15 protein-coding genes are annotated in these 12,553 nt (G+C 51.2%); 6 read left to right on the top strand and 9 right to left on the bottom strand.

Features of this window, described 5'->3' with window-relative positions:
• Window positions 1–87: 87 nt before the first annotated feature.
• From ptsN to MJO52_RS16115, 8 genes are all read right to left on the bottom strand, one after another.
• Complete coding sequence (gene ptsN, locus MJO52_RS16150) at window positions 88–549, bottom strand: PTS IIA-like nitrogen regulatory protein PtsN (protein WP_252083003.1); 462 nt, start codon at window positions 547–549, stop codon at window positions 88–90.
• Between the two features lie 3 nt (window positions 550–552).
• Window positions 553–843 (bottom strand): ribosome hibernation-promoting factor, HPF/YfiA family, encoded by a 291-nt coding sequence (gene hpf / locus MJO52_RS16145; protein WP_252083002.1) that lies wholly within the window; start codon window positions 841–843, stop codon window positions 553–555.
• 181 nt (window positions 844–1,024) lie between these two features.
• A complete protein-coding gene (locus tag MJO52_RS16140; protein ID WP_252083001.1) occupies window positions 1,025–2,470 on the bottom strand; it encodes an RNA polymerase factor sigma-54 in 1,446 nt (481 codons plus the stop codon).
• A 193-nt stretch (window positions 2,471–2,663) separates the two neighbouring features.
• Window positions 2,664–3,389: an LPS export ABC transporter ATP-binding protein gene (gene lptB, locus MJO52_RS16135; RefSeq protein ID WP_252083000.1), complete on the bottom strand. Its 726-nt coding sequence runs from the start codon at window positions 3,387–3,389 to the stop codon at window positions 2,664–2,666.
• A 92-nt stretch (window positions 3,390–3,481) separates the two neighbouring features.
• On the bottom strand, window positions 3,482–4,030 hold the full coding sequence (lptA, locus tag MJO52_RS16130; protein WP_252082999.1) for a lipopolysaccharide transport periplasmic protein LptA: 549 nt from the start codon (window positions 4,028–4,030) through the stop codon (window positions 3,482–3,484).
• Window positions 4,017–4,583, bottom strand: a complete 567-nt coding sequence (gene lptC / locus MJO52_RS16125) for an LPS export ABC transporter periplasmic protein LptC (protein ID WP_252082998.1) — start codon at window positions 4,581–4,583, stop codon at window positions 4,017–4,019. The genes lptA and lptC overlap by 14 nt, the downstream gene beginning before the upstream one ends.
• Window positions 4,583–5,122, bottom strand: coding sequence for a KdsC family phosphatase (locus MJO52_RS16120; RefSeq protein ID WP_252082997.1), 540 nt, complete (start codon window positions 5,120–5,122; stop codon window positions 4,583–4,585). The genes lptC and MJO52_RS16120 overlap by 1 nt, the downstream gene beginning before the upstream one ends.
• Before the next feature lie 62 nt (window positions 5,123–5,184).
• Window positions 5,185–6,156: a KpsF/GutQ family sugar-phosphate isomerase gene (locus tag MJO52_RS16115; RefSeq protein WP_252082996.1), complete on the bottom strand. Its 972-nt coding sequence runs from the start codon at window positions 6,154–6,156 to the stop codon at window positions 5,185–5,187.
• Between the two features lie 414 nt (window positions 6,157–6,570).
• Between MJO52_RS16115 and MJO52_RS16110 the strand changes: the two genes are divergently transcribed.
• The 6 genes from MJO52_RS16110 to MJO52_RS16085 all read left to right on the top strand — a co-directional run bounded on the left by MJO52_RS16110 (window position 6,571) and on the right by MJO52_RS16085 (window position 12,076).
• Complete coding sequence (locus MJO52_RS16110) at window positions 6,571–7,224, top strand: MlaC/ttg2D family ABC transporter substrate-binding protein (RefSeq protein WP_252082995.1); 654 nt, start codon at window positions 6,571–6,573, stop codon at window positions 7,222–7,224.
• 88 nt (window positions 7,225–7,312) lie between these two features.
• Window positions 7,313–7,546, top strand: a complete 234-nt coding sequence (locus MJO52_RS16105; protein ID WP_252082994.1) for a BolA family protein — start codon at window positions 7,313–7,315, stop codon at window positions 7,544–7,546.
• 42 nt (window positions 7,547–7,588) lie between these two features.
• Entirely contained in the window at window positions 7,589–8,851 is a 1,263-nt protein-coding gene (murA, locus tag MJO52_RS16100; protein WP_252082993.1) for a UDP-N-acetylglucosamine 1-carboxyvinyltransferase, read from the top strand.
• A 59-nt stretch (window positions 8,852–8,910) separates the two neighbouring features.
• Window positions 8,911–9,546: an ATP phosphoribosyltransferase gene (hisG, locus tag MJO52_RS16095; RefSeq protein ID WP_252082992.1), complete on the top strand. Its 636-nt coding sequence runs from the start codon at window positions 8,911–8,913 to the stop codon at window positions 9,544–9,546.
• Between the two features lie 16 nt (window positions 9,547–9,562).
• A complete protein-coding gene (hisD, locus tag MJO52_RS16090; protein WP_252082991.1) occupies window positions 9,563–10,870 on the top strand; it encodes a histidinol dehydrogenase in 1,308 nt (435 codons plus the stop codon).
• A 42-nt stretch (window positions 10,871–10,912) separates the two neighbouring features.
• A complete protein-coding gene (locus tag MJO52_RS16085) occupies window positions 10,913–12,076 on the top strand; it encodes a hypothetical protein (protein WP_252082990.1) in 1,164 nt (387 codons plus the stop codon).
• Window positions 12,077–12,100: 24 nt separating this feature from the next.
• On the opposite strand, the gene MJO52_RS16080 is transcribed toward MJO52_RS16085, so the two are convergent.
• The gene (locus tag MJO52_RS16080) at window positions 12,101–12,535 is read right to left on the bottom strand and encodes a nuclear transport factor 2 family protein (RefSeq protein ID WP_252082989.1); all 435 of its coding nucleotides are present in this window, start codon (window positions 12,533–12,535) and stop codon (window positions 12,101–12,103) included.
• Between the last annotated feature and the right edge of the window lie 18 nt (window positions 12,536–12,553).

Genomic DNA, 12,553 nt, shown 5'->3' with positions numbered 1-12,553 from the left:
TGATTAAATGGTGTTTATATTCCTGGCGGTAATTTATAAGTCGTGACTCTGGAATCGGATTACCAGGATATGAGCGCAAAGCTAGAATCAGGCTGCTGCGGCTGAGTCTATAGCTAGGGCATAGAGTGCGTCGCTAGTGTCAGCCTGCCTCAACTTGTCCCGGACCTGGCTGTTAGAGAAGAGCGCAGCGATTTCTGCCAGTGTATCTAGATGTTGTTGTTCCGAATCTTCAGGAACCAGCAAGACAAAGAGCAGATCGACAGGCTGTCGGTCGATAGCGTCGAAATCTATGGCGGGTTCTGTAGTGCAAAGTACGCCAATGGGGTGCTCACATCCAGGAAGACGGCAGTGGGGGATAGCCACACCTTCGCCAATTCCTGTGGAGCCTAGACGCTCGCGCGCGATCAGTTGGTTGAATATGATGTCAGAGTCATGCTGTGGATATTGTTCGGCTACAGCCTGGGCGATATTGAGCAGCAATTTCTTTTTGCTGCTCCCCGCCAGATGGCAAAGGCTGAGGCGGGGAGAGAGTAAAGCTTCCAGTGTCATAGTTCAGCGGTGGTTCTGCAACTTCTCTTTGTGTTTTTTCAGTTGGCGGTCCAGCTTGTCTGTAAGCGAATCAATGGCCGCATACATGTCCTTGTCTTCCGAACCCGCGCAAAGGTCGTGACCATTGATATGTACCCGGGCTTCGGCTTTCTGGATCAGCTTGTCTATGGATAGGATGACTTGCGCGTTGGTTATATTGTCATAATGCCTTGAGAGCTTTTCCAGCTTGTTCTCACAGTAGCTGCGCATTGGCGAGGTAACGTCGACGTGGTGACCACTAATATTGATCTGCATGGATTTCTCCTTACCAGGTGCATCACATTACGGCGAGCCTCCTTTCGGGTCGCAACCCTACTAGGAAGTGGCCCAGAATGGAAGGATACACTCAAAGTTTGGAGTTCGGTTGCGAAGGTGTAGTAATTTGTGCCAGGTTATGACTTGGCCTACCTCATGAGTCGAAACCCAAGTGGCCCCTTCAGACCAAGCGTTTTCGCTCGCTGGAGGAGGGAATTCCCATTGACTCGCGGTATTTCGCCACAGTGCGGCGGGCTACTTTAATACCTTGTTTATCGAGCTCTAGGGTAATTTTGTTATCTGAGAGCGGCTTGCGCGGGGTCTCTGCGTCAATCAGCTTGCGGATCAGTGCACGGATAGCAGTTGAAGAGGCATCCTCACCGGAGTCTGTGCTGACGTGGCTCGAAAAGAAATACTTGAGCTCAAACACGCCGCGAGGCGTGAGCATGTACTTCTGGGTGGTCACCCTAGATATGGTCGATTCATGCATGCCAATAGATTCAGCAACATCTGCCAGCACCATAGGTCGCATGGCTTCCGGACCTTCCTCAAAAAAACCTTGCTGCTTTTCGACAATACAGTTGGCTACTTTCAGTAAAGTCTCGTGGCGACTCTGCAGGCTTTTCATAAACCAGCGTGCTTCTTGCAGGTGATCCCGCAAAAAATTGTTATCTCTGGAGTTGTCGGCACGCTTGACCAGGGAGGCGTAGTGGTCATTGATACGGATCTTTGGGGTGATCTCTGCATTCAATTCTACGTGCCAGCGAAGGGTTTTGCGGGAAACGACAATATCTGGAATTACATAGTCCGGCTCTTGCCCACCATAGCTCTCTCCCGGACTGGGGTTTAAGGTCTGGATTAGGCGAATGGCCTCGCCTAGCTGGGCTTCAGTGAGTCGTGTGCGTCGACTCAACTGGCGAAAATCCCTTTTGCCAAGTAAGTCCAAGTGTTTCTCAATAATGTTTTGCGCTTGGCTTAGCCAAGGGGTATTTCGCGGCAACTGCTGCAGTTGTAATTGCAGGCATTCTTTGAGATCCCGAGCCCCGCAGCCAGCGGGATCAAACTGCTGAATAGCCTTCAGAACCGCGAGCACCTCATCTTCATCGATCGATAAAGAGGTGGCGACATCCTGCACAGAAGTACCAAGGAGGCCGCTGGGGGCTATGCCATCAATTAAGTTTTCACCGATCCATTTATCCTGCTCAGATAAGGGGGTCAAGTTCAGCTGCCAGCGTAGATGATCCTGAAGGCCGATGGAGGTGGAGTTACGCTCATAGCTGGAGGAATCTAACTCGTGGCTGCCGCTGTTATTGGTGTAGATATCATCCCAGCGCGAGTCGACGGGCAGCTCATCAGGAATTGCCTGGTCCCAGTCCCCCTCGGCCAGTTCGCGCTCTTCTACCGGCTGTGTTGTGTTTTCCGGTGTTTGTTCAGACTGTGGCTGATTTTCATCCACCTTGACGGATTGCTCTTCGCTATCCGCTTCCAGCATTGGGTTGTTGTCCAGTGCTGCCTGGACCTCCTGCTGCAGATCGAGTGTGGAGAGTTGCAGTAGGCGAATTGCTTGCTGCAACTGGGGGGTCATGGTCAGCTGTGTGCCGAGCTTGAGCTGGAGAGACTGCTTCATAGTGGAGCGCCGCAGGCCGATAAGACAGGGTGTCGATCAAATTGTCCTAAGATGGCGCAGACTACCCCTCTCTTCAATCTATTACAAGCAATAAGCGTGCCGGTCCTGGCGTGATAGCTGGTGCTATGTTTCCAGAATTATGATTATTCCCGTCATAAGTGAAGAATTTAAGGACAGAAATTGGTGGTTAGCCTCAAATAGTGAATTCGTGTCCCAAATAAACTTCGCGCACCTGTTGGTTGGCGAGAACCTCATCCGGCGTGCCTGCAGCGATGATATGACCTTCACTGACAATGTAAGCGGTCTCACAGATATCCAGCGTTTCGCGAACATTATGGTCTGTGATTAGTACGCCAATATCGCGATCACGCAGGTGGCGGATGATCTCCTTGATATCGTTCACCGATATGGGGTCTACCCCAGCAAAGGGCTCGTCCAACAGGACGAAGCCGGGGTTGGTGGCCAGAGCGCGGGCAATCTCAACTCGGCGTCGTTCTCCACCAGAGAGGGCCATACCCAGGCTTTGCGCGATATGGGTTATATTAAATTCCTCAAGTAGTGCTTGGGCCTGTTGTTGCCGCTCGTCTCTTGAGAGGTCCTTGCGGGTTTCAAGGATTGCTAAGATATTGTCTTTTACCGTCAAGCGGCGAAATACAGAGGCTTCTTGGGGGAGATAACCGATACCTTTGCGTGCGCGTCCGTGCATGGATAGCCGGGTTATATCCTCATCGTCGATCATCACCCTGCCAGCGTCGGCCTGCACCAGCCCGGCAATCATATAAAAGCAGGTTGTTTTGCCGGCACCGTTGGGGCCGAGGAGGCCGACAACCTGTCCACTGGAAACACTGACGGTGACATCCTGGACAACTTTTCTTTTTTTATACTGTTTCGCGAGATGTAACGCTTTGAGCGTTGGCATAGTGTGTACCGAATCTATCCATGCCGCGGGCAGAGTGATGCCCGCTGGTGCAATAATATTTGTTACTTATGATGAGGTATTAAGTAGAGGGTTTACTGGCCTTGATTATCATTGGCGTCTTGCGAGCTCTCTTTCTTCTCGGGTTTCCAGGTCATCTCTACACGCCCTTTCCCAGTTTGGCCCTTGGCGCTCATTTGCTCGGTAGTGAGGTCGTAGTCAATTTTTTCCGCTGTCAGTGTGTTGCCTTCCCGGTCAACATGGGCTTTACCGGTTAGTTGCAACTCCTCAGAGCCCACTTGATATACAATGCGTTGGGCTCTGGCTTTTACGGGGTTCTCGCCCTGGAGGATCTTTTGCTGGAAATGTGCGGGTTTGCCCACGGCCACTACACGACTAATCTCCTTTTCTGGAGTGAAATAAACCTCAACGCGGTCTGCCCGTATTTTTAAAGAGCCCTGAGTTATAACAACATTATTGCTATATACCACCAAGTTATTATTTAGACCTGCATTCATTGCATCAGAGCTGATATTGATCCGCTGTTGGCGGTCCTCAGGCAGTGCAAAAGCTGATGAGGCTGTGAGCAGGAGCGCTGCGATGGTGGAGACTTTTAACAGGTGGCGGTAATTAGTCAGTGTCATAGATGCTCTTTACATCGGATAGGATTTCCATCCGGTCTTCATTCAAGTAAGCGCGCATGCCTTTGCCGGTGGTGCGGTTTGGGCCAGAGCTTATAGTAACAACTTTGTCTGTCTCGGCGAATTCCTTCGCGGGGAGAATCGTAATACTGGATGTTTCCAATTTGATGCCACCTGGGGTGGGTAGTTCATCAATTTCTACATCGCCACTCAGGACTACTCGTTCACCGCGATTGTGTGCCACCCCTTCTCGGGACTCGGTACGCCATTTAGGCTGGTCATCTTGGTAAAAAACCATGCGAGGTTCGGTCAGGTCTGCCCGGTCACGGCGTTTAAACTGGTAGTAGGTTATCTGGTCCGCGTCCACGCGATAGGCTAGATTTCCTTCCTCATTAAAGTGGCGTGTTTTGGCATTTCGGATGATTAGCTCTGCCGCTTTGTCATGCTGCTGGGGGGTAGGTCGAACCCCCAGCAGCTGATCAGGTGGGCTCTCTGAAAGCCACAGGCCAACACTGATTAGCGATATTACTAATAGCAGCGGTAGCCAGGTGCGCATTATTTCTCTCCAATGTAGGGGGCGAGGGCAGAATCAAATGTTCCCTGGGCCAGCATAATTCGATCACAAGCTTCGCGCACTGCACCTTCACCACCGCAGGCTCGAGTTACCCACAGGGCACGTTCCATGACTGGAGAAGCTGCATTGGGAGGAGCTATGGGGCAGCCGATACGGGTCATAACCAGTAGGTCAGGATAGTCGTCGCCAATATAGGCGATATCTTCCAGGCGGCATGACTCGTCGGACAAGAGTTCCTGCAGTGCAGTAAATTTGTCCTCGCGCCCTTGGATCAGTTTAGTGATGCCAAGATCGTGAGCGCGGCGTTCCACTACTGAGCTGCGTCGCCCTGTAATAATGGCTACGCGAACCCCGGAATTTTGCAGCATTTTAATGCCGTGCCCATCGAGTGTATTGAAGGTCTTCAGCTCATTGCCGTTATTGTCGAAATAGAGCTTGCCATCGGTGAGGACGCCATCTACATCCAATACCAACCAGCGTACCTTCTGCAGTGCAGAGTTTATTTTTTCTTCTGAAACCACCAGGTTAATCCTTCCGAAATGTCTGTGAGGTGCTAATTTGCGCCGTCATTTATTTGATTATCTCAGATTACGCCGGCGCGTAATATATCGTGCATATGTAAAACACCTACGGGGTGGTGGGCTTTATCCTCCACGACGAGTGCGGTGATTTTGTAGTCTTCCATAATTCGCAGTGCTTCAGCAGCCAGGGTTTCGGCAGATACCGTTTTGGGAAGGCGGCTCATCACTTGATCCATTGTGGCCTTACCCAGCTCGATTTTGTGGTCGATCACTCGTCGTAGATCCCCGTCGGTGAACACACCGAGCAGCTCACCTTTGGAATCGACAATAGTGGTCATACCAAACCCTTTACTGGTCATTTCTAGTAGGGCCTTAGATAGCAAAGTATCGGGTTGGACCTGGGGTAACTCCTCTCCTGCGTGCATAACATCTTCAACCTTGAGTAACAGACGTCTACCGAGGGCTCCTCCTGGATGGGAAAATGCGAAATCTTCAGCTGTAAAGCCTCTCGCTTCCAGTAGGGCTACAGCTAGAGCATCACCCATAACCAGTGTGACAGTGGTTGATGAGGTTGGTGCTAGATTAAGAGGGCAGGCTTCCGTTTGCACCGAAATATCCAGGTTTACCTCTGCAGCTTGTGCTAATGGCGAATCCGTCTTCCCTGTCATGCTGATCATGGGGATACCCAGGCGTTTCAGTAATGGCAGTAGAGTAAGTACCTCTGCGGAAGAGCCTGAATTAGAGATAGATATCACTAAGTCGTCGCGAGTGATCATTCCCAGGTCGCCATGGCTCGCTTCCCCTGGATGAACGAAAAAACTTGGGGTGCCAGTACTGGCAAGGGTGGCCGCTATTTTGCGTCCGATATGCCCTGATTTTCCCATGCCAGTTACGATGGTACGTCCGGGGCACTGTAGGATCATCTCGCAGGCGCGCTGGAAGTCGCCGTTGATCCGGTGTTCCAGTGCGGCAACAGCTTCCGTTTCCATTCGCACGGTGCGCTGCCCGGCCTGCAATATCAAATCCTGGGTCATTGGGTGCCTCTGAATTACTGACTTCTAATTTAAGAGTTTCTAATTTTATAAGGTAAAAAAGTGATGACTTATCTTCGTCCGGTTTTATGGTGAGCCCTTTGAGCGTTAGGGGGCAGACTTTATCAACTATGTTTGACGCAGTTGTCCCTGCGATTGTCGTGCTAATCTAAATACGAACACCCAACAGGCACGTATGGCAACCGGTCGCCTGCCGGAGTGTCAAATGACACGCTCGTACACTGCCACACCACCGGGCGCGGTCATGGTATAGTCTGCCGCCGCTGCTGTCAGCTATGTCACTCAGCGGATGAACGACAAATTCCCATTTACTGGGACTGATTGCCAGCAGCTTCGTCATGGCACTTATTTACGCTGTGTGCGTCCAAGGAATGATTTGCTAATTGGAGAGTATTTGTGAATACATCATTTTGGATTGGTCGGTACGGTTTTTCCCGGTGGCTAAGATTTGTACTTTGCGCAGTATTGGTATCTGCTGTGGTCCCCGCTGCAAATGCCGATCAAAACCCCTATGTAATGATTGAAGGGGTTTCCCAAAAACTGTTGAGTGTGATTCGCTCAAATGCCCAATATGCCAACTCTGATCCGCAGAGATATTACAGCGCTATTGAGGGGGTCCTGACGCCGGTTGTGGATTTTGATTTTATCGCGCGCGGTGTTATGGGGCGTTATGCCAAACAGGCGACTGCATCCCAGCGCTCCCGTTTTTCCAGTGCTTTTCGTCGAGATCTGGTGGCAACATTTGCTCGGGGTGTAGCAAATTTTGGCGACCTCGATGTGAAAGTGGTCAACCCGGGAACTTTGCCCAGTGGGAACCGGGTTAATGTTTTACAGGAAGTGCGCAGCAAAGAGGGTATTACCAAAGTTTCTTATACTCTGGTGCGTAACCGCGCGGGAGAGTGGAAGCTGATTAACGTTATCTTAAATGGCGTTAATTTGGGTAAAACTTTCCGCAGTCAGTTTTCTCAATCTATGCAGTCTTATGGGGATATCGACAAGGTAATCTCCAACTGGTCCGCAGGACAGGATGTTGCCGATAAAGTGAGCTAGTCGGCGAACTTCAGGGTGCGCAGCTGCGCACCCTTCATGATTCAAGTACACTTGCGTGATGTTTTTTTAACTAACGCAAATCCCACCTATGCAACCAGATGAAATCAAAACCCTCATTGAGGGTCATATCCCCGAGAGTAATGTCGAGGTCTCCTTTGAAGGTAGCCACCTAATGGTGACTGTGGTGAGCAGCGCCTTTGAAGGCCTAAGCCGCTTGAAAAAGCAACAGCTAGTTTATGCGGCGCTAAATGACAAAATTGCCGACGGCACTTTGCACGCCGTGCAAATGCAGACCCTTACTCCAGAAGAAGCCAGTCGATAACCTGTTGCCTGTATTTAGGCGACTCCCGAAATACGAGACCGAATGGATAAGTTAATAATAGAGGGTGGTAGCCCAGTTTCCGGCACCCTGCGAATTTCTGGTGCGAAGAATTCCGCTTTGCCAATTTTGGCCGCAGCACTTTTGGCCGATGGTCCGGTACATATTCATAACCTGCCACACCTTAATGACATCACCACGATGATCACCCTGCTGCGCTGTATGGGGTGTGATGTCACAATTGATGAGAAGCTGGGTGTTGAAATAGACCCCCGTTCGGTCAACGATCTGACGGCGCCCTACGAGCTGGTGAAAACCATGCGCGCCTCTATTTTGGTTTTGGGCCCGCTATTGGCCCGCCACGGCGTAGCTAATGTCTCTTTCCCTGGCGGCTGTGCGATCGGCAGTCGTCCGGTGGATATCCACCTGAAAGGGCTGGAGGCGATGGGTGCAGAAATAACCATTGACGGGGGTTTTATCCGGGCCCGCTCCAATGGCCGCCTTAAAGGCGCCAATATCGTTATGGAGAAGGTTACTGTCGGTGGTACAGAAAACCTGCTGATGGCGGCAGTTTTGGCAGAGGGCACCACGGTGTTGCACAATGCCGCGCGCGAACCTGAGATCGTCGACCTGGCAGAATTCCTAATTGCCATGGGAGCACAGATAGAGGGTGTTGGCACTGACACTATGCGCATCCACGGCGTCCCCAAGTTGACCCCTTGCACCTTTACCGTTATGCCGGATCGCATCGAAACTGGCACTTTTCTTGCCGCTGCGGCAGCAGCTCGTGGCAAGGTTCGGCTTCTGCATACTCGTGCGGACATCCTCGATGCGGTATTAGTGAAGTTTGAGGAGGCTGGCGCACACCTGAGCTGTGGTGATGACTGGATTGAGTTGGATATGAAGGGCAACCGCCCTAAGGCGGTGAGTTTCCGCACCGCACCTTACCCAGCTTTCCCCACCGACATGCAGTCGCAGTTTACCGCTATGAATGCCGTAGCTGAGGGTAAAGGCGCTGTGGTGGAGACTATTTTTGAGAATCGACTGATCCAGGTTCATGAGTTGAACCGTATGGGTGCTGATATCACCCTTGAGGGTAATACGGCTTTCGTCACAGGTGTTGAGAAGCTTAAAGGAGCACCCGTGATGGCCTCGGATTTACGCGCTTCGGCAAGCCTGGTGATTGCGGGTATGGTTGCTGAGGGCACTACCACAGTCGACCGTATCTACCATATAGACCGGGGTTATGAATGTATTGAGGAAAAATTACAGCAACTGGGGGCGAGTATTCGCCGAGTACCTGGTTAGCAAGTTGAGACGGCCGCCCCTTAGGTCGGGGCGGCTCTCGAAGAAGAGCCGGCTTAATAATGACTATGCAAATCACCATCGCCTTGACCAAGGGGCGTATCCTGCAAGAAACCTTACCTTTGCTCGCAGCGGCGGGTCTGGAACCACTTGAAGACCTAGGGAAAAGCCGCAAGCTGATTTTCCCCACCAACTGCGAGGGGGTGCGTCTGCTTCTCTTGCGTGGTGTCGATGTTCCCACGTATGTGCAGCATGGCGCTGCGGATATGGGGGTTGCTGGTAAAGATACTCTGCTGGAACATCATGCCGACGGTATTTATGAACCTCTTGATCTCGGTATTGCGCGCTGTCGTCTGATGACCGCAGGGGTGAAGGGGGCGGTTCTGCCGACGGGGCGGATAAAAGTGGCAACAAAATTTGTTGAGAGCGCCAAGCGACATTACGCTGCTCAAGGGCGGCAGGCGGACATTATTAAGCTGTATGGCGCAATGGAGTTAGCTCCATTGATGGATCTTGCCGATGAAATTGTAGATATAGTCGATAGTGGCAATACCTTAAAAGCCAATGGCCTTGAAGCTCGTGAAATGATTGCGTATATCAGTAGCCGCTTGATTGTCAATAAGGCCGCCATGAAGATGAAGTATCAGCCAATCAGTGAGCTGATTGAAAAATTGTCGACAGCTGTCGCGCAGAACTAGAAGATTTTTAGACGTTATGACTCGCAAGTTTATTGGTCGGCTAAGTGCCGTTGACACGGATTTTGATGGGCAATTAAAGCAGTTGCTCGCTTGGGAGGCGGTGGCCAATAAACAGGTCGAGGAGATAGTTGCAGAAATTCTGCAGCAGGTGCGCAATCGAGGGGATGCTGCGGTTATTGAATATACCAACCGTTTTGATCGCCGTAATCTTACTGGAGCAGAAGACTTTTGTTTAACTCCACAAGCGCTGACTGAGGCTCTTGCCCGTATTGGAGTTGAGGAGCGTGAGGCCCTTGAAGTCTCCGCCCGGCGCGTACGTGAATACCATGAACACCAAAAGCAGGGCTCCTGGCGCTATACCGAGGCAGACGGCACAGTACTGGGTCAGCAGATTACTCCAATGGAGCGTGTTGGCATTTATGTACCTGGGGGTAAAGCCAGTTACCCTTCATCGGTATTAATGAATGCTATTCCGGCAAAGGTTGCTGGCGTGGATTCAGTGGCTATGGTGGTTCCGGCTCCCGAGGGCGAGATCAGTGATTTGGTTCTGGCCGCGGCAGCGATTGCCGAAGTGGATCAAATGTTCACTATTGGTGGTGCACAGGCGGTGGCCGCACTGGCTTATGGCACCGAAACGATTGCCTCGGTAGATAAGATCGTTGGCCCCGGTAATATCTTTGTGGCTAGTGCCAAGCGCGCGGTCTTTGGCCATGTGGCAATAGACATGATCGCCGGGCCCTCGGAAATACTTGTTATTTGTGATGGGGCCACCGATCCAGATTGGATCGCGATGGATCTGCTGTCCCAGGCCGAACACGATGAGCAGGCGCAGGCGATTCTGCTATGCCCTGACGCAGAATTTCTCGATGCGGTGGAGTCATCCCTTGAAAGGCAGCTGGCAGAGTTGCCTCGCGCAACAATAGCAGCCAAGTCACTAATGGATCGCGGTGCTCTGATTCTGGTGGACTCTCTTGAGCAGGCAATAAAAATCTCTAATCGTATTGCTCCCGAACATTTGGAAGTTTCTGTGGCTGATCCTGAATCTTTGTTGCCGCAAATTCGCCATGCCGGTGCGATTTTCCTGGGCCGCTATACTGCAGAAGCTCTGGGGGACTATTGCGCGGGGCCCAACCATGTGCTGCCTACCAGTGGTACCGCAAGATTCTCCTCACCCCTGGGTGTTTACGATTTTCAGAAACGCAGTTCGATTATTTATTGTTCCCCACAAGGTGCCGATCAGCTTGGTCGTGTAGCTGCCACCCTCGCTTGTGGTGAAGGGTTGGAAGCCCATGCTCGCTCTGCCACCTTTCGGATCAAGAAATAAACGAATACCTTATCGCGGTAACTGGCACCAGTAAGGCACATCATGCGTAAATTACTTCTGTGTTTAGTCGCCCTTATCCTGGTTGGTTGTGTGACGGCTGATGAATATAGCGTTGAAAAATATTCAGGGTTTGAGCAGAGCCTTCCCGCCCTATCCCTATTCGCCAAGATGCCTGGTGAGGATTTTGAACGGCGCTGTAACGATTATTCCGAAAGTTCTCTGCTCAAATATTGTCAGTATGGTGTAGTGGACTACACGGAACTATTGGGGCAGCTGGAAGCCTCCACGGCCTTTAGTTCTGTGCACTCTGGTAACGACGATATTCCTTACCAATTACTGGTAACTTCTGCCGGTTATTCTGAGGAGGGGATAGAGGATATCGGTGAGGCGGTTATAGCAGGTGCCACTTTGATGTTGGCTCCTATGCGTACCACGCAGGATATCCATATCGATGCAATCCTGACTTGGCACGGCCTACCCTTGAAGCGTTATCAATTAGAGTTTCCGTTCACAACAACAATAAGCCTGTTTACTTCTCCGCTTGCCGCAAAGCGAGATTTAGCCAAAGTGGTAGCAGGGGAGCTGATAGCTTTACTGCAGGAAGATAGGGTTATGGCTCCAGAATATCTCTATCAATCCATTGGAGCGAGTGACTACCACTCGGCTCTGAATTTGCCGGAGTCTGTCGGTGAGTATGTGAGCAACCCCCTTGTGCTTGCTAGCCACCCGTTATTTGGGGCTCAAACGCGCTACGTGCACCGTCAGTTTCAGTTCGATTCTGTAGATGTTTTTGTCTACCCAATCCCCAATTGGGAGTGGGGAGATCTGAAGCAGGCGCAGGTTGAGGAGCTGGATAGGGTTCGCCAGGAACTTGAGCTGGTCGAGAGGGAAGCTCAGTGGCAGGTGTTGGATCTCAGCGAGGAGACTTCAGAAATATGGCGCGTACAGGGGCAGGACATGCCCGTGACCAGGCTTTCCGGTTATTTCCTCGCCGCAGATGGGGAGCGCTTTGATACCCATACCTATTTATTTGTACGCAAGGATAAATTTATTAAGGTGCGAGCTTCTTTTTCCGGGGAGGGGAGAAGCAGGGAGGAGGTAGAGACTTTTGCTAGGGGGCTAATTGCCCAGGCGAATGTACCCAGTGAATCCCGATTTATGGCTAATGTTCGCGAGAATTGGCGGGAAAGGCGGGCCGGGGACTAGCCTGGCCCACGCAATATCCTATTTCTACTGGCTTCCTTCTCTGGGAATTTGGGTTGCCTGCCAGGCGATTACAAACCAGTCTCCCTGGCGTTTCACAAAAGTGCCTGTATTTAAATAATAGTTTTTCTTTCCTTTGACACTATCGTTGGCGACTAATTTGAAAGCTACTACTGCCGTATCTCCAAGTAGGCGAATATCGATATCCTCTGCGGCGTAGTTCACTGTTATGGGCTCATCGCCAGCTGTCTCCATGCCCTGCATGATTTTTGCTTTGCCAAATCGCTTTCCCGCGGAGCTGGTATAGACAAGGTCATCAGCCCAAAAGCGCTGATGGGCCTCGGCACTGCTGGCAGCATTATCGATAAAATAATGTAGTAGTTTTTGGAGTTCCTCTTTGTCATCGGCCCAGCATTGCCCGGCAACAAGAATCGCGAGGATGGTAAGGATGATTGTGCGCATAGGTTGTCTCCCTGTTCC

The sequence above is a fragment of the Microbulbifer variabilis genome (assembly GCF_023716485.1).
Lineage (GTDB): Bacteria > Pseudomonadota > Gammaproteobacteria > Pseudomonadales > Cellvibrionaceae > Microbulbifer > Microbulbifer variabilis_B.
Note: the sequence above shows the minus strand (reverse complement) of the source record. Positions and strands in the feature narration are given on the sequence as shown.